Consider the following 25131-nt stretch of genomic DNA (forward strand, 5'->3'; position numbering starts at 1 on the left):
GAAACACCTCCTATTACAATTCTTCTGTTTCAATTATCAATTATACCATAAAAGTGTATATTAAAACAAAAACTTTCTCTATTTGTCAGTCCACTCTAAAAGTTACAAAACCTGCATTCATTGCATGGCATTTGTCAATCAATTTATCACTTGTATTGTACTCTTCTCCCCAAGCGATTTTATAATCAAATTCATAGAATTCACCTAATGTAGCTTTAAAGTTCGTTTCCCAATAATTATTCATCATCCATGAGTATATATGTTGACCATCCTCTATTGGATCATGTTCATCATGAAGTCTTACAGGTTTATGTTTTAATGATCCTAATTGAATTAACGGTGTATCCGGTGTACCAATGGCTATACCTAACGTGTTGTGGGTTAGTCCCAAACCTTCTTGAATACAATAGAAATCCGTATTGGTACCTGGTAATTGATCCATGCGCGGTCTAAATATAGCGCTTGTTTTCTCAACCCACAATGTGCTGTTTTCATTGTTGTTAATACCAAAAGGTAAGGCTACATACATATTTTCTGGAGACCAAACATTATCTTTATTAAACCGAACGGCAACATCTACCCTTGCTTGATTTTTATAAAGGATTAAAAACAAGGAGAAGTAGCTGGTACCTTTTATGGTATAACCTAACTCTACTTTTGCAAACAGCTCCCCAACAACCGATGATTTAATACCATCAAACTGTCCAACATAGCGGTCCACTGTGATGCCTTTTCGATTCCTTCCCATATTTCTTCTAACACCGTATTGCGCTCCTGAATTATTCTCTGCTTCGGTAATTTCATAAATAGGTGTAAAAGCATTGTACGTTCTATCGTTTCTTAATAACTGTACATTATTCTTTTTATCGAACCAAGATACAATACCTTCTTTTTCTTCTAAGGAAATGTTGTACAAGGGTGTTTCAATACCATGTTCCGAAACAATGATTTTATCATCGCTTCTATCTTTGTAGTAAACATCACTTACCAAATCGGAACCCTTATCTTGGAAGCTTTCGGCTGTGACGGCTGACTTCTGTTGACATGGCCTTATACGTATTGTCTTTTCTTCCTTTTTATCCAGTGTTAAAGCCACCACAATCTCTGTCCCACGAGCAACGTGGTCCATCTGATGAGCAAAAACCTCACCTGTATTTTCATCAAAGACTTCTAAGCCATTGGCTAAAAGTCCAACTTCCCAAAAGTCCACATATAACCTAACAAACTCACTAACCGTGTGTTCAAAAGGATTAATGACTTTATATTTTAGAGGTCTTCCTTGATAGAGTAACGCTGCACCTTTATTTCTTAACACTTTATCGTAGTTTCTAAACGCAGCTTCATGGGCATTGTTGGCATACCCTATGTTTCGATAGTCTGTTGTATGGACCATTTTTGTCCATGGTTCACTAAGGGATGCGGAATATCCCCAAGTATGTTCTGCATAAACCATCATCATATCTTCTGCTTTTTTCACAAGCTCTTTATCCCCTAATGTACCATCACTGTCTATCATTTTGGTCACTTTTAGTGTCCGCTGAGCTTCTCTAAACATTTTCAAAGGCAATGGTGTTGAAGCCATACCATCCGCCCACCAATCTGGCCAATCGCCTTTGTAAACAGGAATATCTTCCTTGCAACTTCTTAACTTCTTAAAAAACTCATCCAACGACACCATTGTAATCGTCACTTTGTCACCAAACATGTCATTCCACTTATAAATATGATCCATGATGTGTGGTGTGGGTGGTGCATTATCCGTTGGCAAGCCAGAAACCATAACAGGCACAAAATCATAAGGATAATTTTCTTTTTCTAAATTCTTCAGATAGCGTTCGACTCTTACTTTTCCAACATCAAATCTATCCTCTTGATTGGCACAATCAAATTCGTCTTGTATCATGTATTTTGTTAGAGCACCAGGCACAATACCTAACTCATTGCCAAGCATATAATGGTCACCCATCCATACAAGCACTTTATCTTTGTTTGGTGTTTCCCAGTAAAAAGGTCGTTGTTTTAAGCCACCGACAAATAAACCATGATGGGTATGTAAACATGAAAATAAGTTGTGGACACCTATATCATGTAAACACTGTCCGTAACCCCAGCTGTACCCATTAATATCAGCTGTTATGGCACAGTCCACTTGCACACCAATGGACCTGGCATAGTCTATTGCACGTTTTGACACATTTTTTAACACATCACCATCAATGATTTCGTTAAGGTTCAAGTAATTACCAGTAATTTCTATATGACCTCGCTTTACAGCTTGAACAAATCGCTCTTTTAAGGATTCACTAGCTTCTTCTAAAAACTTTTCAACTGCCCAGAAAGTTTCGCATGTCCATCTAAAACCTTCCCATTCTTTTTTACTGCCATCATGTATCGCTTCGCTTATCTCAATGGCCTGCTTAATAAAATCAACTTGAAACGCTTCAATAACTTCCTGCCTCTCCGTATAACCAATATCGGTGTGTGTATGTTGAACAACACATATTTCCCACTTCTTATTTAGACCTTGCATGTTTACGCTCTCCTTCTCTTTTTTTATTAATTCAATGCAATATAGCTATTAATACGTATTAATAAATGGGTAAAAAATAACTACCTTGATGTGGATTGTCTAATGGATAATGTGGATGGTATTTCTATCTTTATACATTGCTTCTCTTTATTTTCTAACTTATCAAATAAAATTTTTCCTGCTTGCTCACCCATTTCATATAAAGGCACATCTGCTGTGGTTATAGGAACTGCTATATAAGGCGCGTAGGTATCATGGTCACAACTTATGATGCCTAGGTCTTTGGGAACATGCATATGCAACATACCTGCCCCTTTAATGGCTAAATAACCAAAGTATATGTGGCTAGCGACTATACCATCACACGTATTGCCTTTTAATGCCTGCATGATATCTTCCAAAGCATCATCTGGATGGCTTATTTTGATTATTTTTTGATTGGACATATGGTAATCCTTTAATGCCTGTTTATAGCCTTCAACTCTTTGCTTCTCGCCACGATTTAGCTCCCCATAAGGTTCAATGTACAAGATATTTTTGTAACCCTTTTTTATTAAATGCTCTGTAGAGATATAGGCACCTTGGAATAAGTTAACCGTCACAGCATCCACTTCTTGTATATCCATACCACCTATGATACACACAAAAGGTACACCATGTTTTTTTAATAAATCAATAGTCTCGGATATGTCTTCGTGTATATAGGCTATATAAACCAAAGCATCGATCCTATTTTGAAGATAATATTCAATGAAATCGGGTAACCCTTGATTATTCTTTTTACCAGCACACAGGGTGATACTGTAATTTTTATGGGAGCAAATAGCTTGTAAACTTTCCATAACTGGCGCATACACAAATGTTGTTGGCCGCCACGAAGATAGAAAGCCAATGGAATTCGCTCGATTGAGTTTCATGTTCCTAGCTTGCAAATTAGGCTGATAGTTAAGTTCTCGTGCAGTTTTCAAAACCAAATCGACCGTTTCTTTCTTAAAGGATACATCTTTTCTTTCATTCAAAATCATAGAAACAGCCGTTTGAGACACCCCTGCTTTAAGTGCCACATCTCGACTAGTGACTTTTTTGCCTCTCACAGACCCACCTCTACTCTTATCCATTTTACTATAATTAATACGTATTAATTATAGAAGAAAGAAACGTATTTGTCAATTGGTTAGTATATTTTTTTACGCATAGCGTGTCTATTTTACAGCAAGAGAAGCATTGTAATCATCAACGATTTTACCAACTGTTTTGATGCGTTCAATATCACCTGTAGATGAAATTTCATCAGAAATACCAAGAACCAGTTTATCCTTAAACAATTTGATAATTTCTTCTGTTTGTTGAATCAACTGTTCCTCTGGAAAAATATCATCAAATAAAACCGCTGCTATTCCATCAACTAAGTAGATATCATCACCTAAGGCTTCTTTTACCTCTTCTATTGTCACATCCCCTTGTGGTTTAGGGGTTATGGCTTCAATACCATCTAAGCCACATGTTTTTGCATAAGGTAATAAGGCTTTCGTATCTCCATCCCAATGAGCGTATACAAAGTTTCCACCTGCATGGAGCTGCTCACATCGTTCAATATAAGCTGGTTGTACATATTTTTCAAAATAATAAGGTGGCAAGGTACCACAATGTAAGTTATCGCCAAAGTTAATGATATTAATGGGTGATTGATTAATCACGTCAATCATACGCTTATGATTATCCCCTAAAGCTTTAAAATATGTCTCAATCTCTTCTTGATAATCCATCAGACCATATACGGCTTTTTCAACGCCCATTATATCGATGTATAGGTGTTGAACATTTACCCTTGGTATAAAGACAGTTGGTGCGCCAAGGTTTCCCCACTCTTTCATTGTCTTTTGAAAGTGCTCCTCATTCCATCCCCACTCGCTATTTTCCGCAATATAGGTAAAAACTTTTATATCTTCTTTTGTCTCTGCCCACCACTTTTTTCTAAGTTCATGAGGACTGGATATTGTTTTTTCTGTCACACATGTTACTTTACCTACAGGTGTTTCAATCACATGCTCTGTTAATAAATCACTTAATTGGTTCACATAGCGTTTTATGTTGGGTCCATCAATGGGATAAAAACATCCATTATACTCATATATCCTTGCTGAACACCCTAATTCTTTAAATATTTCTGGTTTTGTTTTACCTTCGTATGGCTCTGGTAATTTCTCACCTGCAAATTGTTTATCTGTTAACCAGCATTGAATACGTGGCTGCCAGATAACTTGCCCGTTAGCTCTGCCAAATACAACGTCTTCATGTAGTTGAGCTAAATTTCTGTTGTTATGATCTGTTATTCTTCCTGCCATAATAGCCTCCTAAACATATTTAATGTGTTATGACTATCATATCAGTTTGCATGATATTTTTCTCATTGCATATTGATAATTATTATGTTATATTGATTTCACATAGTATTTTAAGAGGTGAGTGATTTATGACATCTTTATTGAATTTAAAAGATTTCCTAAAACAAAATGAAGTATTTTATATTGCTAGGTCTTTATTTTATTCTGATATTATGAGCCCCCTCCATACACACGATTTTGCTGAAATTGTGTTTGTAGAAAAAGGCATTTTTGTACATGAAATAAACGGTGAAAAATATGAAATACCAAGTGGTTCCATTCAATTTATCTATCCTGAGGATGTTCATGGGTTTTCGGCCAAAAAAAATAAAGATGCAATCATCACCAACCTTGCCTTCTATTTTTCAAGACTTGATGATACCTGCAAACAATTCTTCTTAAAAAAACGCATAGACAATCAACATAAAGCCCTGCCATATTTTCAGTCATATGATTACCAATGGACAAGCCTGTACACTAAATTATCTAAAATAAAACAATTGCCTCAAGCTATGCAGCATTACGCTTTTCACAGCATTATTTACGATTATATTTATTTATACACCACCTCTTATGTAAACAGTCAACATCATACGATTATCCCTAGGTGGCTATATGGTGCTAAAAAAGAGATGGAAAAGCAAGAAAATCTTTTAGAAGGACTGCCTCGTTTTATAGAACTGTCCAAAAAATCCCAAGAACATCTAACCAGACAAATGAAAAAGCACTATGGTTTAACACCCGTACAATGGATTAATCAGCTAAAATTAGAAAGGATGGAAACCTTATTACTTTCCACAAATATGGATATATTGGATATCATTTATGAAGTGGGTTTTCATAATGTTTCCTACTGTTATGCTTTATTTAAAAAGAAAAATGCGTGTGCGCCAAAAGAGTTTAGAGAAAAGAATAAAAGAATGTTTCATACATAATAAAATCTTTCCTACTAAAAAACAACAGGCCTCATGACATTACTGTCACACAGGCCTTTTAAGAATTAACCCAATATTGGTTACCGTATTAGGTCCGTTGTTATAGTTCAACCCAGCATTCGTCACTGTGGAATTGACATCAATGCAATACCCGGAAACGGATGCAATTGCCTCATGGGGATATCTACAAGGTTCACCACTTGCAAAGGTACAGGTATCACAGATTTTACACCTGCCACCCCCAAGACACAAAAGCTCCTCCCTTGGTATATGGAGGGTAATGTCTTCAATCAATTCATCCAGCTTCCCTCTAAACAGACTAAAAGCTTTGTTCATGCCCTCAAGATCAAAAGAATCTTCAAGTTGGTAGACCATCAGCAATATGATACCATCTTTACAAGAGCGTAACCTGTTAATCACTTCCTCGTAGGTCCCTATACCAGGCGGGCACATCCAGTTCGTATTATAATTACCACATTGATTACTTTTGCACAGATTTCTCAACGATGGTTCGGTTACAATAGCTTCTTGCTCTATTTCTCTAATGAACATATGCTTCTCTTTCTGTTCTTTTCCTTTCACATATTCTATCATAATTGGATGTCCTTTCTTTTACGCTATGCCATAGTGATGAAGGCTTGACTTGGCATAGACATTGATGACGGATTCTACTAATAACCCAGGCGATTCATCTATGTCATCATCCTTTTCGTTGTTATCCTTTGACCCAGCAATAAGTAAATCATCCTTGTTGTAGGTGATATCGAACTTATGAGCCCCCCTTTTTCGTGCCTCTTCTTCTGCTGATTGGATGGCAAGTGAAAGGGCGTAACTTTCCGCTTCATCAAAGCCATCAAAATCCTTATTGTCATTCATCCCTATTACTTTGAAACACTTTGAGCCATGCATATCTTTGTATGGGACTATCTTGACATGTACATGTACAGAAATCTCACCCATGGCAGCACCTACTGCATTGGCTGTCTGTGCATACTCAGGGCAAATGAACCTGGTGTTCAGACTTTTAGCCACCCTTGGAAGCAGTACACTGGCTGGTGCTCCTATACCAATGACCGGCAAATGTGAATCCATGTTTAAGGAAAATATGCCAGTTGGCTCCTGATAAGCATATCGCAAAAGTGTATCGTTTAACTCGAACTGAAGCTTCTGATGCTCAACAAGAAAAGAGATAATGTTTTTATATATCTGATAACCCGTTTCATCCAATATCTTTTCTCCCAATGTATCCGAATCAAAATTATATTGTGCTGCAAACTGAGCAACTGCGTACCTTGATGCTTCACGATTCCACCTGGTGAAATCACCGTTAATATGCATGATATCTGTTGGTGTCAGACCACTTTTTTCCACTAGTCCACTGCTCATTAAATCATACATGGTAAACGCATATCTGGACAAGCCCGTTTCTTCACAAATCATCCCCAAATCTTTTGGGGATTCATCCAGCACAGCAAGAATCTTTCGATCATTGTTGCTGAGTTGACCTGTATATGCCTTAATATCTACATGATTTTTAATACGGTAGAAGGTACCAAGGCATTGGCTTCCCTTCCCTTCGGACTGCATAATTTCCTTCAACCGTTCTGTTACATATGGATACGCTTCAGCAAGGGCACAAAGGGGTGTGACTCTCCTTGGTCCAATTTCCAATTCACCATGGGCGTTCACTTGAATTTCACTATCACCACCGATACCGACAGCCTTTAGGTTGACAGATGGTGTAGCAGTTTTATAATCGCCTACTGTGGCACCTTGGTCTGAAATCTTTACAGAACGGTTCTGAAGGATTGCGATGTCACTGGTTGTTCCACCAATATCAACAACAATGCCTTCATTTGCATCTGTCAGTGACAGAGCACCCCATATACTTGCAGCAGGACCTGAAAGCATTGTTTCAACCGGTTTATGTTTAGCATAATCCGAAGACATAACACCTGCATCACTACGGACGATGACCAGTGGTGCATGAATTCCAAATGTGGCAAGCGCTTCTTCAACAGAATTAAGAAAAGCTTGAAACAATGGTGTTATCTGGCTGTTTATAAGACAACTGGCTGCCCTTCTCATGAAATTCAGCTTAGACGAAAGCTCATGACCACATATGACGGGCTTAGCTGTCACTGTTCTAATAATCTCTTTAGCTTTTAACTCCAGTGACGGGTTCACCATCCCCCACATCTGAACAACAGCATATGCCTGTACATCACCATGATCCTCCATAAGCTGTTCTTTAAAACGATTCCAATCTGGTTCCTTGATCAACTCCCCGCCCATACCTATCTCGCCATCAACGAACAGAATCTCATCATCATTAGGCATACCGTATTCACAGCCATATTTCTTCACTGTATCCCTATTGGCACCTATCAAGACCAGTTTGCTGCGTATACCTTTCCCCTCAACACACGCATTAGTCACTAGCGTTGTGGACAGTGAAACGATTTCAATATCATCTTCCTTGCCTAATTCAAGCTTATTCATGATGTTGATGATGCATTGCATCAGATTTTCATGTGTTGTGGGGGTCTTTGCTGCCTTTATAATTGTGTTGGCGGCGTTATCAAACAGTACACCATCTGTGAATGTTCCACCTGTATCAATACCTACTATTACACCCATAGAACTTTCCTCCAAAAATCATTCTTGTCCATGCACTATTACTAATTTATATTATTATAGAACATCTGTAACGCTTTATCTATCACAATTTTGCTAAATTTGGAAGATTATTGCGCCCTTTTGTAATCCATCTATATTCTGTATAAAAATCTTTCAAAAGGTTCCATCTCTCAGTTATGTCATTTCTCATTCAATGTTATAAAACTGACTTATAGGTAGAACTTTTTACTTGAACAATAGAGAATTCACTTTATAAAGAAATATTCTTGCCTATAATGGTATAGAAAAATATAGTCGATTAAAAAAGGATTTCGTTTAATGTTAGCTAAACGAAATCCTTGATATATTTTTTCCTATAATTTTGAATTATTCTTTATAAAATCAATTAATTCATCAACCTGTGCGTACGCTAAACATGTTACTGTATCAGCCCCACCATAATAAATAGCAATTCTTCCTGTCTCACTATCCGTTAAGGCTGCACATGGGAACACCACATTAGGCACATCACCTACACACTCATACAGTTCTCTTGGTGCTAATAAGTATGGCTCTGTTCTTGCAATCACCTTCCATGGTTTCTCCAAATCGAGTAAAGCAGCTCCAAAATGGTACACATAACCGTTACATGAAGTGAGTACACCATGATAAATTAACAGCCATCCTTCGGAGGTTTCAATAGGTACAGGCCCTGCACCAATCTTTGTACTCTGCCACCAGCCTCTTGGTGCCATCACATGACGATGTCTTCCCCAGAATTCTAAATCAGGACTTTCGCTATAGAAAATATCTCCAAATGGTGTATGCCCTGTATCACTAGGTCGACTGAGCATGGCAAAATGACCATCAATTTTCTTAGGAAAAAGGACACCGTTTCGATTAAAGGGTAAAAAAGCATTTTCTAACTGATGAAAAGTTTTGAAATCATAAGTATATGCAATGCCGATGGTTGGTCCATGGAATCCATTACACCATGTGACGTAATAACGGTCTTCAATCCATACAACTCTTGGGTCATAGGCATATTCAAATGTTTTCACTTGCTCTATATCACAGTCAAATGAAATGGGTTCTGGATTAATGTTCCAATGAACGCCATCATCACTAAATCCGGCATGGATTCTCATTTCTCTTCTCTTATCATCACATCGGAATACGCCTGCAAAACCATCTTTGTAAGGCACAACGGCACTGTTAAAGATACTATTGGATGTGGGTAATAAATCTCTTTTAATGATAGGATTCATATCTGAACGCCAAATAACGTCATGATTCCCTGATGGTTTCTCTTCCCATGGTATATTTTTTAGTGGTTCGCCAATTATTTTGTATTTTCCCATGTCATCTTGTTCTCCTTTAGCTTAATCTAATTTTATCTTTTATAATTAATGATGTTAACATGGCATAACCGCTTATACCCGCAGCTAATAAAATAGGTACGTGAAATATGCCAATCATAACAACGATTAAAAGCGCAATACATGTTAAAGTGGTGAGTAAATGTTTATGGCTAATGATAAATGCTTTCTTGAATACTTGAGCCACTGGTATAGTCTGACGATTAATTATACCAAATATATAAATGAACAGAACCAGCAATTCAACCATAATAAGGAGTTGAACAATAAAAAGAAGCATTGTTATATAGGCATTCCCTATTATACTTTGAAAAAAAGGTATATAGTTAATATTGACATAGGTAATAGCAAAAACGGATAGAAGAATGAGCCACACAATGGTTGCCCTTTTGAAATCTTTCTTGAATCCATACCAGAATTCTCTAAAATTACAATTGCCCTTATTCTCGGCTCGTCTAAGCATCACATGAAACAGTGCCGATGTGGATGCCCCACCTGTTATGCCTAATCCCATTATGGTAAACAGGGTCCATAATAAGTTCATGTAAAACAAATCAATAATGATGGTACCTATTCGATATAATAAACCATCGATTGAAAACAATTTCCCCATAGCCTACACACCTCTTTTTCAAAGTATCAAACATGAACTTAAAGCTACTATGATCATAGCAGCTTTAAGTTGTTTTTTTCTACTCTTATTATTCTTTAATCACAATAGCTCTATTCTTGAGATTTAAGCCACTCGTCATATTGCTTTTGTAATTCTGCAATGGCATCATCAATACCTGCTGCTTTAAATTTTTCAATCGCTTTTGGTACATACTCTGCTGGATCAACAGCTCCTAAGTAGATAGAAGCGTTAACTTCTTCTGCCACATTGGTAATGGCTGACATAGTTGTTTTGATTGATGATAAATCTGGTGTAAAGCCTAAGGATGGAGCATTAATGGATGAATTGTTAAATTCTTCGAATTTCTCCCACTTATCATCTGGTGTTCCTTCTAGTGAATAAGTGTTGAAAGAGTTACCAACTGAGAAACCTGGGAATTGGTAAGCTGTTTTAGCTTGCTCTGTTTTTGCAAGATTTGTTTCACTTACTTTGTTATAGTGAACGCCTTCAATTCCATAGATAATTAAGTTAATCACATATTCGTCTGTATAAAGTAAGTTTAAGAATTCCATCGCTTTTTCTGGATGTTCAGATGTTATGGATATCCCTTGCATTGCACCACGTGTAGAACTATTGTTTGCATAAGGCTCATGAACAGGCATTACTGCAATTTCTGTACTACTAAAGTCACCATCATGCCAGATGATTTCAGCGTATGGCTGATAATGTGCTTTTGTCACAAAGTAATTTCCAGCTTTATTATAGTCACCTACTGTGTTGATAGCTGCGTCTGGATGCACATAACCTTTTTCATAATATCTGTGCATGGTTTCAAAAATACCCATTGCTTCTTCTGTTTCATAAGTATTAACAATTTTAGCTGCATCATCAAATTTTATACCAAATGGTAGTGATGCACCTAAGAAATCATCAATGTTAGGAATATATGGCGCTGCTAATTTATCTAATGTTAAAGGAATAACATCTGGTTCATTTTCCTTAATGATTTCTAAATAAGGCTCTAGACTCTCTAACGTATTAATTTTACTAATATCCATATCGTATTTATCTGCAAGATCTTTATTAATGATCCACATTGCTTGCCATCCTAATTCTTTATTGGTTGGCAATCCATAAACTTCACCACCAATGGATGCACCTTCTAAGAATAAAGGATGTAGGTTATCTTTAATACCTTGTCCGTATTCATCTAGTAAATCATCAAGTGGAAGCAATGCACCTTTTGATACATTTGCTGCAAAGTTATTTGCCCAAGAAGAACTAAACATAATATCAAATTTTTCTCCTGAACCAATCTTTACTTGCATTTTAGGGTCATACTCGCCCCAGTCAAGCATTTTGATATCAATTGTTGCATTGATTTTTTCAAGTAAATATTTATTTAATTCTTCTTCAACAACCTCAGCATCGTTTTGAGGGGTTCCTATTGTATACCATGTTAATTGAACAGGCTTTTCTTTCTTATCATCCTGATCCGTGTTACTACTTGGTGTTGAGTCTGATGGGTCTTTATCATCGTCTTTTTTTGCTCCACAACCCATTAACATTGTTGACACAACAAAAACTAATGCTAATATTAATGCTAATCTCTTTTTAAACATTGTAATTCCTCCCTTAGATTGTAATTAACATTTATATTAAATTGCTATTAATTAGCAACTAATACCGAATTTAACCTTTCACAGAACCCACTGTAAGTCCCGTAACAAAATACTTTTGGAAAAATGGATAGGCACAAGCGATAGGCAGTGTTGATATAACAACAATGGCCATCCGTAATGTTTCTGAAGGTAATTTACTCACTTCTTCAGAACTGATTCCCATATCGCGAGCATTCTGAATTAAGAACTGCATTTGTCGCTCAATTTTCATGAGTAGATACTGAATGGGTGTTAAATCTGCTGCATCAATATATAATAACGCACTAAACCAATCATTCCAATACCCTAATGTAGTAAACAAAGCAATGGATGCAATGGATGGTAGGGATATGGGCAATACAATCCGAAAGAAAGTTTTTAATTCGCCAGCACCATCAATTTGCGCTGCTTCCACTATGGATTCAGGTACACCAGTTTTAAAGAAAGTACGCATAACAATAATATAAAATGCATTTAACCCAATGGGTAAAATAAGGGCTAAAATACTATCACTAAGACCTAATACTCGAGCCACAATCAAATAAGTTGGCACAAGCCCTCCTCCAAATAACATGGTAAAAACGGCCATGTAATTGAAGAACTTTTTATATCTAAAACTCTTTCGTGATAAAGCATAAGCATAAAAAGCTGTAATGGTTACACTAAAAATTGTACCAACAATTGTAACAAACACCGACACACCAAAGGATCTTATAATCTGTGAACCAGCTTCAATGATGTATCTATACGCTGCAAAATTAAACTTCTCTGGAAATAATGAGTAGCCATTAATGCGTAGTACAGCTTCATCTGTGATAGAAGACATGATAACGGTGATAAAAGGTACAACACACATCAGTGAAAATATGCCAAAAAATATGGATATGGCTATGTTGGATTTACGTGATATATCATGAAAACTTCTTTTTCTCTTTTTTGTCATTTTTTTCACCTCCATTAAAAGATTCCATTCTCTTTATCGACTTTTTTAACGATGTAATTGGTTAATAGAATCAGAATAAACCCAACGGAAGCTTGGAAAAGCCCTGCTGCTGTACTCATACCTATATCACCTGATTTCATTAAGCTTCGATAGACATACGTATCAATAACGTTGGTTACAGGAAATAAAGGACCTGATTCTTTTGGTACATTATAGAATAAACCAAAATCAGCACTGAATATTCTACCAACAGACAAAATCGTCAATGTGATAATGAGTGGCTTTAAATGAGGTATTGTAATGTGTTTAATACGCTGCCATTTGGTGGCGCCATCTAACATGGCTGATTCGTAATAAGCTTTATCAATACTGCAGATTGCAGCTAAGTAAAAGACAATGCTATAACCTAAGTTCTTCCAGTTATTAATAAACACAAGGAAAAATGGCCATTTATCAGGTTCTGAGTACCACGATACCTTATCCATGCCCAAAAACACTAATAAATTGTTAATCATACCTTTATCCAAACTTAGAAAAGTAAAAACAAAGTATGACACAATAACCCAGGATAAGAAATAAGGGAAAAACATACTTGTTTGGTATATTTTACTGAGTTTTTTATATGTCATTTCATTAAGCATAATAGCAAATGCCACTGCAAGTACTGTTCCAGTAATAATAAAAAGTGTATTATAGCCAATTGTATTTCTTACAATAATATAGGCATCACTTGATGCAAAAAGGAATTTGAAGTTATCCAATCCAACCCAAGCGCTTTTGAAAAAACTACTCAAAAAACCACCAGGGAAAAATCTAAAATCCTTAAACGCAATACCAATACCAAACATGGGTAAATACTTAAATATAATTAACCATGCAGCTCCTGGAAGAATCATTAATAGAAGCGCTAAATTTTTCTTTAAATTACTTCTTCTTTTTTTTAAGGTAGTCTTTTTGTAACTTAACTCGTTCACTACCATCATCACCCACCTGTCTTTCTTTATGTCTTGTGTATATTATATTAGCTTTATCCAATAATCACTAGTTTAAATTGTTTAGTTTTACTACAAAAAAATGATATTCTATGGTTTTATTATATATTTTGGTTAAGTCTTCCTTATATTCTTTGCTTTTTTAAGTAAAAAAATAGTGTCTTAATCCTTATAAACTCAACCTTTACAAGTAAATGCCTGCCCTATGAGCTTTTAAGAGACTTGTAGGTATTTAACAACGATATACATTTTTTACTCTTTTTTCTTAAGCGTTTTGAATAAAACTACTATAAATTATTTATATTTACTAAAATATTTTTATATTTTTTTGTACGAATTGGTTATCCTATCTATTAGATATAGACTTCTATGTCATTAACGACTATAATATAATTATCATTTTATGTTTTGAGTTTACCAAGATGGGAAGGATTATGATGATAACCTGGTTTAAAAATATAAAAAATCAATTGTTTAAAAAAATAATCATTTTTTACTCTTTAACAACCATCATTTTTCTAACTGCCTTATCCAGTTTAGCTACTTATATCATACATGATAACCGAACAAAACAAGTGATTAATTCCAATACACGGTTAATGGACGAAATGAATTATACATTAAATACCAAGTACAGTAACGCACAAAATATTTTACCAAATTTACTGGGTAATCGATCATATAAAGATTCCATTTTTGCTTTTTTAAACATGGGTTTCCCAGACTTCTATACCTATTCTCTTGATAGTTATCTTGATAGAAACGTATCTCTCTTCACAAGGCTTAAAGATTATATGACGACAACCTTTTTGCAAGACCGAGATATAAACAGTCTCGTCTTTTATAGCCCTACTGAAGGTTTTATTTATTCTTTCGACAAAAATGCTAAAATGAAATATCATAGCAGCTACACATCTGCCTTCCAAAATTATGAATCAAAACTCAATGACTACTCGGGGACAAATAAACCTATCTTTACAACAGATTTAGCTCTTGATGATGATCTTTCGAATTCATTTAGTATTATTGTCACCATTAAAAACGATATTTCTTTAAAACCTATAGGAAAGCTCATCATTAACTATAGTAACAGTAGTATACGTAATGCTTACAACTTTTTTTTGCAAAAGTCTTCAACTGTAGACCCAGGTCATGTTGTGATCATGACCACTGACAATCATGTTGTTTTCCAGTCTACCACCCATTATCAACATGACATAGATCCTACTTTAGCAAATACCACGTATGATTACACAGAATTAGATAAAACTACTTATGTTAAATCCCTTAAACATAATGAGTCCAATATGATTATTCTTGGACTCATCCCTAAATCCATTATTGGCAATGATGTGAGGCAAACCATTTTATTAATCGTCTTTGTTACGTGTATTTGCATACTGGCTATCATTGGTTTATCCATTTTATTTACGGCATCTTACTCCAGCCGACTTCATAACATCACTTCAGCTATAAAAAAAGTAAGAAAAGGCGATTTATCTGTAAGAATCCAGACCAAAAATAAAAAGGATGAATTAACAGAAATAGCCAATAACTTCAACCGTATGTGTGATGATCTAGATGACTACATTGAAAAAGTATATGTGTATCAGGTCAAGCAAAAAAGCGCTGAATTAAAATCACTTCAAGCGCAAATAAATCCTCATTTTTTATACAATACACTGGAGTCTATTCGGATGAGAGCCGCTGTAAGAGGTGCCTTAGATGTAAGTGAAATGATCTATATTCTTGCAACTTTTTTTAGAAATTCTCTTAAAACAGAAACCATCACCACCATTGAGAAAGAAATTGACCATTGTAAACTTTACTTAAAACTGTTTCAAATAAGGTATAACGACAAACTTTCTGTTACCTTTAATATTGAAGAAGCCATGTTGTCCTATAGTATTGTCAGTCTATCCCTTCAACCCATTATTGAAAATTATATTGTACATGGGATTGATTTAAATGCTACGAACAACACCATTACTATAAGTGGTCGCTTTGATCATGACGATATTTTTATAGAGATTGAAGATAACGGTTGTGGGATTGAAGCTCATAGACTGATGGATATTAACTCTGCACTTAACAATAAGATTGAACCCTATAGCATCGGTATTTTTAATGTTCACGAACGGTTACGCATTGTATACGGTGATGCTTATGGTCTCAACATAACATCCAAAGAAAATATTGGGACAAAAGTAACCATCCGCATACCTGCTCGAAAGAAAGGAGATTTATAAAATGTATAATGTGTTATTAGTTGATGACGAACCTTTTATTGTTGATGGGCTTGAAATATTAATTGATTGGGCAAAACTTAATCTAGTCGTTGTCGGTAAAGCTTATAATGGTGAAGATGCACTAGCTTTCATGAAGCATACCCATGTGGATATTCTTATCAGTGATATTAAAATGCCAAAAATGCAAGGATTAGAGCTGATATCCCAAGCAAAAGAGCTTAATCCAACATGTAAATGTTTGATACTAAGTGGCTATAATGATTTTGAATATGTTAAGCAAGGCATTAAACTTGGTATCGAGAATTATTTAACCAAACCTGTGAACACGGAAGAATTAACAGCTACATTAAAAGACACGGTCAGCAAACTTGACTCTTCCACATCTAAGGTCATTTTTTCACCGGATAACAGTGAATGGCACATATTAAGAGGTAATATTTTATCCAGATGGGTCAATGACGCCATCACATCAGAAGAACTACTCAATCGTTCTGAATTACTGGATATTATCACGGACAGCTCTTGTTATAGTGTTGCCATTATTAATATTAAGTTGGATGATACCATCCATACGCAAGTTTCTCAAATCTACAATATCTGTTATAATTACATAAAATCAGATACAGACATCATGTCCTTTGAAGACATGGATGGAAATTTTGTGTTAATTTTTACCCAAGAAGCATCCCCTGAACGAAATCCCTATATTATGAACTTACTGACAGAGATTTATAATAATATTCAATCCCTTAATGTAAAAGCTCATATTACTCTGGGTCCTGATGTATTATCTTATAAAGAATTATCCATGAGTTACCAAAAAGCAAAGAAACTATTTGAGTATTTTTTAATCTACCCCAATGAAAAAGTTTTGCATACAGCCATGATTGACGAACAAAACCTTAATGTGGATAATTTGATTACCATTGACCATAATTTGATTGCTTCTTCTCTTGCATCTAGAAATAAAGAACGCTTATTTAACTACATCGATGAACTCTTTGAAGAAGTAGTTACCATAAGTGGTATCACGCCGGATCACTTAAAAATGGTTGTGGTAGAAATACTGCTAAACTTGTATAAATCCATGAGCAGCCAATCCATACTCTTTCAAAGCGATATCATTAATCGCCATTCAAAATCACTAGCAGAAATACACAAGATTAATGATCTCAACACGTTGAATGAAACTTTAAAAGATCTATTTATGTATATTATTGATAAATTAAATGAAAAAGAAACACACACGAGCCCTGTTGTCTATCAAATACTGAAGTATACCCATAACAATTATAATGAAGAACTGTCCTTAAAAACCTTAAGCTATCAATTCAATATCAATACCACTTACTTGGGACAATTGTTTAAAAAAGAAACGGGTGTGTCCTTCCCCAATTATCTCAACAATTACCGTGTTGAAAAGGCTAAAGAATTTTTATTGGAGACAAACTTAAAAACTGCTCAAATAGCTAAGAAAGTAGGCTATGTGGATCCTAATTATTTCTACAGAATCTTTAAAAAATACGCAGGCATGTCACCAACTGATTATAAAACCATAAAAGTTTAACGGATGGGGTTGTTATGTAGAAGCTTCTTGCATAACAACCCTTAATTGATGCATAAGGGTTAAGCATATAACATGCATGCGAGTTATTGTTGGGAAGGGGTTAATGGTACAGCTTACAATCGTTTAGGTCGAGATTACAATGTTAAATAGATTCCTTCTGTTGTTATACTTACCCTTATCTATAAATTAATGGTAATACATTTTATCTATAATATCTACTTGATTTTCTTTAGAAATGATGTGAAAATTATATATATTCTTTTATTAGGATGAGCTATGCGATATAATCTGTTTTATTCTAATACCCAAACTAGGAATGAAGTACGGTATCTCTTCTAATTATTCCCATAAAAAAACATATATCTATACCCTCAGAGAGAGTAAGATATATGTTTTGTCATTGATGCTATTATGATTTTAATTTGATTTTAAATGTCTTAATTTCAAAAGGTTTGATTTGGAATTGTATATTGCCTTCATTAAAGACAACTTGGTCATCCAATACTTTTCGTTCTTCAAGGTCACATTCAACAACCTCAGCAATCTTACCAAATAAAGACATGGTCACATCTGAACGGCGATTGTAACACTCGTGTACACGTATAATTATATCCTCTGATGTTTCATTTTGCTTCACCACTTCTGCCATAACATTTTCTTGATTAACATGTATAAAAGATAAGTCTTTTGGAAGTTTTCCAGTATTTTTCTTAGCCATTACAGGATAAACAGGTACATTTAACTTGTAAGCCTCGGATACGGTTTGCCCAACCTTGAAATCCCCAAGATGTGGGTATAATGCATAGGTGAACTGATGTACTTCACGGTCTGCATCTTCATTAGGCTCAGTAGGTGATTTTAATAAGGTTAAACGCATCTGAGAATCTTTGATATCATAACCGTACTTACAATCGTTCATCAAGCTGACACCATAACCATCTTCTGATAGGTCTGCCCACTTATGTCCACATACCTCAAATTTAGCCGTATCCCAGCTTGTATTCCAATGGGTTGGACGTTCCACATTACCAAATTGAATATCATAAGTTGCTTTGTTTGTATGAATATCTACTGGGAAAGCAGCTTTCACAAGGATATGCTTTTCTTTCCAATCAATGGTTGTATCAAAATCAATACGTGCTGAGTCCTTATAGATGGTCATGTATTGTGTTATGGTTGACTCTAAGAATTTTCTTTCCATAACCAATGTGGCTTTTAATGCATCATGTGCCACAACTTCTATTTTTTGAACATCATCTATTTCCCACATTTTCTCTTGATAATAGATGTTAATATCCCATGCGTCCCAGTTATGAGGTTTATCTTCAAATGCCTGAAGCACATTAGCTCTTTCACCTTCTTTTAACACTTGACGATTAACGCGTTTGTCCATTAAGGATACAATATGACCTTTTTCATCCAAACGGATATCAAAAAATGCGTTCTCCAGATGATCGGCTGTAGCAATTATATCGCTATCCATCGCTTTTTCCTCAGCCTTAAGTGCAAAGGTTTTATAGCCTTTTGCTGGGACTGTACCATAGAAAGTAACCTGACCATCTGCATAAACCGTAGGTAGTGGCATATTACCATCATAAACGGTAACAGCTTCCTCATAAGCAAATGTTATATAATCTTGTCTTTCAAAGGAAAGAGGATTGAAGATAATGACGGATTCTTCCTCAACTTGAATATGTTTTACAATGGCTTCAATGGCCTGGTCTTTTATGGCGTTTCCTTTTTCTATAATGTCTTCATATTGCTCCTTGGAATCATCGTATACTTTCTTAATGGATGACCCTGGAATAATATCATGGAATTGATTGAGACAAATGATTTCCCAACCATAGTCAATGGCTTCTTTTGGATAGTCTAATCCATCAACGGCTTTAGCCACGGAAGATAACCATTCAACATTTTCGTATAAAAACTCTGATTTTCTATTATATCGCTTATTTCTTGCCATACTGGTTAGTGTCCCACGATGGTATTCAAAATAAAGCTCCCCTACCCAGCTAGGTAACTTCGGATTATCCGACACATTCTTATCCAATGTTTCGAAGAAATCCGTAGCTGTCGTTAATTTAACAACTGGACACCCTTTAATACCTTTTTCTAGACGCTTAGAAATCTCTAACATTTCCTTAGTAGGACCACCACCGCCATCACCATGACCATAACTGATCAAGACTTCATCACTCAAATCTTTTTGTTGGTATCTTTCCCAAGCACCTTTTACAGACTTCGCATCGATGTAACCGTTATATGTTGTAAAGAATCGTTCTGGCAGATCATCAAAATTAGCTGTTGTAATAAAATGTGTTAAAATCTTGGTACCATCCAGACCTTCCCATTCAAAGGTATCATATGGTAATTTATTATACTCATTCCAACTGATCTTCGTCGTCATAAAATAATCTACGGAAGACTTCTTCAGAATCTGAGGTAATGCTGCACTATAACCAAATACATCCGGTAACCAGAGAATTCTATTTTCCACACCGAATTCATTTCTAAAAAACTGTTTGCCATAGAGCACTTGACGTACAAGGGATTCACCAGAACTTAGATTACAATCAGCTTCTACCCACATAGCACCTTCAGGCTCCCAACGGCCTTCTTTTATACGCTCTTTAATTTGTTCATAAAGTTCTGGGCGGTCTTCTTTTAAGAATTTATACAATTGGGGCTGACTTGACATGAAGATGTAATCATCATATTGATGCATCAATTCAAGAACAGTGGAAAAACTTCTTTGAACCTTCAAGCGCGTTTGATCAAGGTCCCATAACCAAGCTACATCAATATGTGTATGACCCACACACTTAGTCACCACACTATTTTTATCACAGAATTCATCATAGAATTTTTCTTCTAAGTATTGAATGGACGCTAAGATGCTTTTATAAAAATCTGAACTATAAGGCTGTCTCAAGTCAATCAGATTAATGGCTTGCGTTAAAAACTTAATCGTATCAATACGGTTCTTATCTTCTTTAGGCAGCATTTTAATGACTTCTAGTGGTACATAGATATCATAAAACAGCTTTTCTATGGCATCATCGAGAATACATACGGTATTGCGACATTCTGATAAGCCACCTTCCGTACCACTATAACCCTGTATATCCACAACGAATGTCTCACCTAGCTTAGCGTCCCGTGTTAATTCAATCTCAAGGTGATTGACGTCAAGTCCTTGTCTAATCTTTCCATTAACAAACGCAAGGAACTGAACGTTTTTCGCATCCCATTCACCTTCTTTACCTGTTGTTACCCGATAGACTAGTTTTTTATTAGCAAATTCTTCTGTAACGGTGAATTCACCTCTAAACCAAGCATACTTATCTGTTCCACCCCAGCGGTCATCTTGATGATATGCCATCCAAGGCGCATCTCCTTGTTCCGCTTCTGTAGGCTCTGTGTAGAAACCCTCTTTCATTTGAATGGTCGCTAATGGGTGTTTCTTTACATATTTTAACTTCTTTAATTCGGATGTTAATTTGGTTATTCTTTCGATCTCAAAAAACATAATTGACCTCCCTCTGCAACTCTATTTTTAGTTATACGTCTTTTTAATTATTTGCTTCCTGTATACTTTTAATTCATACTCCCAAATCACTTCTATTATAGAACGTCAAGTCCATCATTAAAATAGCTAGAACAGACCTTTTTTTAAGATTTTCAGACATCCACCTATCCCGCTAGACGTAGAGATACCATTCGTCCAACCAAGGATGGTTACCGTACTTCTCCTTAATACACTGGGCTATATCTTGAATGAGGGCTTCTGCTGAGGTGTACTGATGATATTCTGTTAATTCCAGCCCACATGGAATGGTTTTATCTTTATCCAATATGGTTTTACTAAAAGATAATACGCTATCCTTCTGTTTTTTTCCTAACGATGTGTCCTGCAAATGATAAAATAACCACTTATCATTAGGATAAGCTTCTTCATCCAAGAGATAGTATGCTTGGCATATTTTTTTAAGAAGTCTGCCACCAAAAACATAAACACTCATTTCATCACCACGTTTTAGAGGATGCCGCATCCAATCCAGATCAAGCTGTAGATTTATATACTGTCTTTTAATATCCTCAAGAGTCACTATTGGCTCACGTGTATGCTCATTTACAATGGACGCAAACTGACCATGTGCATCATGCAATACCTTAACATGGGTATACTCCCATACTTCCTCATAGTTTTTTTCTTCAAAATAAGACCTAAGCTTCCCATAACTCTCCATATGATAATGCCCGATCCAATCCGGCAATGGCAAGAAGACACCATCTTGCCGGTCAATGAGCTCTGCTTCATAATAAGCTTTAATAATCTTCTCTTTTACATCTTTGGAACAGAAAAATACAAGGTCAATATCCGAATAGGCATCAGCTGTACCTCTAGCAGTACTGCCTTTTAAAATTAGACTGAGTGCATGCCAATACCTTTTCAAAACATCATGTTTTGATAATTCATGACAATAATACTTAGCTTCCTCCAGAAGCTCCTTACTTATTTCATTCATGTTTACACTCCCCTTAACAACCTGCTTAATAATTACCCAACAAAAAACAGCATTTGACAACTAGATGACGTATTATCATGGCTTGAATACGTTCATTATAGAAGCAAAATGCTGCTATTAAAATGTGTTTACTAGACTTAATTTTATGATTTTAGGACATTCTTAAAAGGATGTGTTCATTCTAAAAAAACCTGGAGGAAACCCCTCTTCCCTTTTAAAGAACTGGTTAAAATAATACTCACTTGAAAAACCTAATTGTTCAGCTATTTCTTTCATTAGCATGTCCGTGTCTTTTAACAATTCCTTTGCTTTTTTCAGCTTAATCTGGTTAATGTATTGCTTAGCTGATAAACCTGTTTTCTTCTTAATAATACGGCTTATCTGTTTTTCACTGAGATACATGTAGTCAGCTACGTGCTTAATCATCATTGGGCTGCTAATATTATCCTTAATGTATTGACTCATGAGTTCAAAACGATAGTCACCTTTTTTATGTTTTAGGGGCACGGCATAATCAAATTGTTTGCCTTCACTCATAACTTGGATTGCTTTTGTAATGATTAATAAAATGTAACGTTGAATCTGACCATAATAACCAATGTTTTCATAATAAGCACTTGCTAAGACTTCTTCAAATAGTTTTATAATGCCATTACGATCATTGTATGCTTTGCATAAGCTGTCATTTAAAATCTTAAAGAGTAACGCATCCTCTGTACTTGCCGTTTGATTCAGCGTAATCTGACAATGCATGCAGTATTCCACATACTGCTTTCCTTGGATATTGACCTGTTCATGATATTCTCCTGGCTTCGTCACGTAGAATTGACCTTGTTCTACCATGAATGTATCCATATCTGTTTTAACAGCTGACATACCTTCTGCAACAAAGTGAAATTCATATGCCGAATGGGTATGACGTCCAATGTACCAATCTTGTTCCACAGTCATGACACGAAACCAGTACATTTCGATATCGTAGGAGCCACTACTGAATTTTAGGTCCAATTGGGATAATTTATGAGATGCTTTTCCTCGATCTACTTCCATGGATCTCTCCCCTTTATGGTCTTATAGCTCTTTCTCATGAACAACTGTTTCCGCTACAGGACGAAACTTCTTACTTCTCCATTTTTCTTCATTTGCTCGTATTAGAAAATAAGCTGCGGTTAATAAAACAAAGCCACAGACAATAGCAAGGAGTTCGGTATTACCCAGTTGTAGCGCATGTCCTATACCATATCCTATTCCCAGCCCAACAAATAAAAAAATAAGAGGAATGGTATACATGATAAATACTGCTTGCAAAAAATTACTCTGTTCCAGTGATATGGCAACAGCATCCCCTACTTTGGCTTGACACCGATTCTCTGCTTCCACTATCATATCTTTCGACGTAAGTCCTGCCGTACAAGCTCGACATTTGGCACAGGCTTCTTGTCTCTCCAGTTTCACGGTTACATATTCACCGGATTGTTTGGTTACAATACCTATCTCTGGCATATGGCTCACCTTCTTATCTATATATTTCGTTCCTATAATAAGCTTCTCTCATCATGGTATCATGCCACAAAATGATGGTGGCAGATCTGTTATGTCACTTTTTGTAACAAAATAAAATCCACTTCTTTATAGTATCAAAATGTGTACTATAAGTCCATGGATTTTTTTTGAAACCTATTCTATTCTGTTGCCGCTTTTTGTAAAGCAAATATATTCTCAAGGGGTACATCACTCTGCAACGCCTCATGGCTGGGTGAGATGACAAAACCATCACCAAATATACCTTTTAAACGTTCTACTTCTTCTATAATGTCCTCAGGTGAACCATTGGGTAGTAACACCTGCGTATCTACGCCTCCAACAAAGATAATGTCATCTTTATACTGTACCAATTCTTCTGCAGACATCCCTTGTGCCTTAGCTTGAAGAGGATGTAAGGCATCCATACCTGTTTCTATTAAATCAGGGATAACCTTTGAAATAGCACCACAGGAATGAAGCATCACTTTTAAATCATAACTTTTTGCAAGCTGCACCAGGTTTTTAAAACTAGGTAGAACAAACTTTCTAAATAACTGAGGACTAATCAGGGTATCTAACTGACTTCCAAAATCATTACCAAAGAAGAAGCCATATAAAACATCCTTACCTTGACATCCTTCAAAGATTCGCCTATTGGTTTCTAAGTAAAAATCAACAAACTTATGGGTCACTGCTTCAACCAATTCAGGTTCCGTATACATCTTAATGAAATAATCTTCCATACCAAAAAAGTCTGCTACAAGATGAAAAAAAGGTGACCACATACCGCCAAAAACAGCAAAACCTTTATCATTGGCTTTCTGTATAAAACGTATGTACCCGTCTACATCAATATACGCTGGGTCTGGCCAAGGTAATGCATCCACATTTTCTAAGGTAATATCTGCATAGGTTCCCCCTTCACTCAAGGTTTCCCGCTTACCAAAGATATCACTAAACATGCCTTTCCCCTCTGGATGCTTCCAAAATCCCCCTGCTGGCAGCCAAACAAAATCATCGCCTAACTGTTCACTTAATGCCACACTATCCCCTGTGGGTATGCCAAAATGCTCACAAAGCGTCACTTCAACCTCATGTGTAGGGTTGCCCTTCCAAAAAGGATTTCTATCGACCTTTTCTCGATTAAAGGTTGCCCTAATACGCTCTTTACCTGTCATGGTATCTCCTCCAATAAATGTATGT

18 protein-coding genes are annotated in these 25131 nt (G+C 35.8%); 3 read left to right on the plus strand and 15 right to left on the minus strand.

Features of this window, described 5'->3' with window-relative positions; all coding sequences use genetic code 11:
• Positions 1-85 precede the first annotated feature (85 nt).
• The 3 genes from HZI73_RS15780 to HZI73_RS15790 all read right to left on the minus strand — a co-directional run bounded on the left by HZI73_RS15780 (position 86) and on the right by HZI73_RS15790 (position 4875).
• Positions 86-2530 carry a glycoside hydrolase family 38 N-terminal domain-containing protein gene (locus HZI73_RS15780; RefSeq protein ID WP_212694342.1) on the minus strand — a complete coding sequence of 815 codons (2445 nt, stop codon included), beginning with the start codon at positions 2528-2530 and terminating at the stop codon, positions 86-88.
• 80 nt (positions 2531-2610) lie between these two features.
• Positions 2611-3624, minus strand: coding sequence for a LacI family DNA-binding transcriptional regulator (locus HZI73_RS15785; RefSeq protein WP_212694343.1), 1014 nt, complete (start codon positions 3622-3624; stop codon positions 2611-2613).
• Positions 3625-3732: 108 nt separating this feature from the next.
• Positions 3733-4875, minus strand: coding sequence for a uroporphyrinogen decarboxylase family protein (locus tag HZI73_RS15790; protein WP_212694344.1), 1143 nt, complete (start codon positions 4873-4875; stop codon positions 3733-3735).
• Between the two features lie 128 nt (positions 4876-5003).
• Here HZI73_RS15790 and HZI73_RS15795 point away from each other — a divergent pair, with 128 nt between their 5' ends.
• Complete coding sequence (locus HZI73_RS15795) at positions 5004-5849, plus strand: helix-turn-helix domain-containing protein (RefSeq protein ID WP_212694345.1); 846 nt, start codon at positions 5004-5006, stop codon at positions 5847-5849.
• Positions 5850-5894: 45 nt separating this feature from the next.
• Here the strand turns inward: HZI73_RS15795 and HZI73_RS15800 are convergent, their stop codons facing one another.
• From HZI73_RS15800 to HZI73_RS15830, 7 genes are all read right to left on the minus strand, one after another.
• Positions 5895-6431: a DUF2284 domain-containing protein gene (locus HZI73_RS15800; protein ID WP_212694346.1), complete on the minus strand. Its 537-nt coding sequence runs from the start codon at positions 6429-6431 to the stop codon at positions 5895-5897.
• Positions 6432-6461: 30 nt separating this feature from the next.
• The gene (locus HZI73_RS15805) at positions 6462-8489 is read right to left on the minus strand and encodes a hydantoinase/oxoprolinase family protein (RefSeq protein WP_212694347.1); all 2028 of its coding nucleotides are present in this window, start codon (positions 8487-8489) and stop codon (positions 6462-6464) included.
• Between the two features lie 353 nt (positions 8490-8842).
• Positions 8843-9829, minus strand: coding sequence for a glycoside hydrolase family 130 protein (locus HZI73_RS15810; protein WP_212694348.1), 987 nt, complete (start codon positions 9827-9829; stop codon positions 8843-8845).
• A gap of 16 nt (positions 9830-9845) precedes the next feature.
• Positions 9846-10460 carry a YesL family protein gene (locus HZI73_RS15815; protein WP_212694349.1) on the minus strand — a complete coding sequence of 205 codons (615 nt, stop codon included), beginning with the start codon at positions 10458-10460 and terminating at the stop codon, positions 9846-9848.
• A gap of 110 nt (positions 10461-10570) precedes the next feature.
• Positions 10571-12082: an ABC transporter substrate-binding protein gene (locus tag HZI73_RS15820; RefSeq protein ID WP_212694350.1), complete on the minus strand. Its 1512-nt coding sequence runs from the start codon at positions 12080-12082 to the stop codon at positions 10571-10573.
• A gap of 70 nt (positions 12083-12152) precedes the next feature.
• Positions 12153-13064, minus strand: coding sequence for a carbohydrate ABC transporter permease (locus tag HZI73_RS15825; protein ID WP_246552183.1), 912 nt, complete (start codon positions 13062-13064; stop codon positions 12153-12155).
• Positions 13065-13078: 14 nt separating this feature from the next.
• Positions 13079-14047, minus strand: coding sequence for an ABC transporter permease (locus tag HZI73_RS15830; RefSeq protein WP_330619542.1), 969 nt, complete (start codon positions 14045-14047; stop codon positions 13079-13081).
• Between the two features lie 443 nt (positions 14048-14490).
• On the opposite strand from HZI73_RS15830, the gene HZI73_RS15835 reads away from it, so the two are divergent.
• Positions 14491-16305 (plus strand): sensor histidine kinase, encoded by a 1815-nt coding sequence (locus HZI73_RS15835; RefSeq protein WP_212694352.1) that lies wholly within the window; start codon positions 14491-14493, stop codon positions 16303-16305.
• A 1-nt stretch (position 16306) separates the two neighbouring features.
• Entirely contained in the window at positions 16307-17872 is a 1566-nt protein-coding gene (locus HZI73_RS15840) for a response regulator transcription factor (protein ID WP_212694353.1), read from the plus strand.
• Between the two features lie 409 nt (positions 17873-18281).
• Here the strand turns inward: HZI73_RS15840 and HZI73_RS15845 are convergent, their stop codons facing one another.
• The 5 genes from HZI73_RS15845 to HZI73_RS15865 all read right to left on the minus strand — a co-directional run bounded on the left by HZI73_RS15845 (position 18282) and on the right by HZI73_RS15865 (position 25106).
• The gene (locus HZI73_RS15845) at positions 18282-21404 is read right to left on the minus strand and encodes an alpha-mannosidase (RefSeq protein WP_212694354.1); all 3123 of its coding nucleotides are present in this window, start codon (positions 21402-21404) and stop codon (positions 18282-18284) included.
• 172 nt (positions 21405-21576) lie between these two features.
• Positions 21577-22404 (minus strand): nucleotidyltransferase domain-containing protein, encoded by an 828-nt coding sequence (locus HZI73_RS15850; RefSeq protein WP_212694355.1) that lies wholly within the window; start codon positions 22402-22404, stop codon positions 21577-21579.
• 162 nt (positions 22405-22566) lie between these two features.
• Positions 22567-23454 (minus strand): helix-turn-helix domain-containing protein, encoded by an 888-nt coding sequence (locus tag HZI73_RS15855; RefSeq protein ID WP_212694356.1) that lies wholly within the window; start codon positions 23452-23454, stop codon positions 22567-22569.
• Between the two features lie 21 nt (positions 23455-23475).
• Positions 23476-23907 (minus strand): SoxR reducing system RseC family protein, encoded by a 432-nt coding sequence (locus HZI73_RS15860; RefSeq protein WP_212694357.1) that lies wholly within the window; start codon positions 23905-23907, stop codon positions 23476-23478.
• A 179-nt stretch (positions 23908-24086) separates the two neighbouring features.
• On the minus strand, positions 24087-25106 hold the full coding sequence (locus HZI73_RS15865; protein ID WP_212694358.1) for a uroporphyrinogen decarboxylase family protein: 1020 nt from the start codon (positions 25104-25106) through the stop codon (positions 24087-24089).
• Positions 25107-25131 lie beyond the last annotated feature (25 nt).

This window comes from Vallitalea pronyensis (assembly GCF_018141445.1).
GTDB lineage: Bacteria > Bacillota > Clostridia > Lachnospirales > Vallitaleaceae > Vallitalea > Vallitalea pronyensis.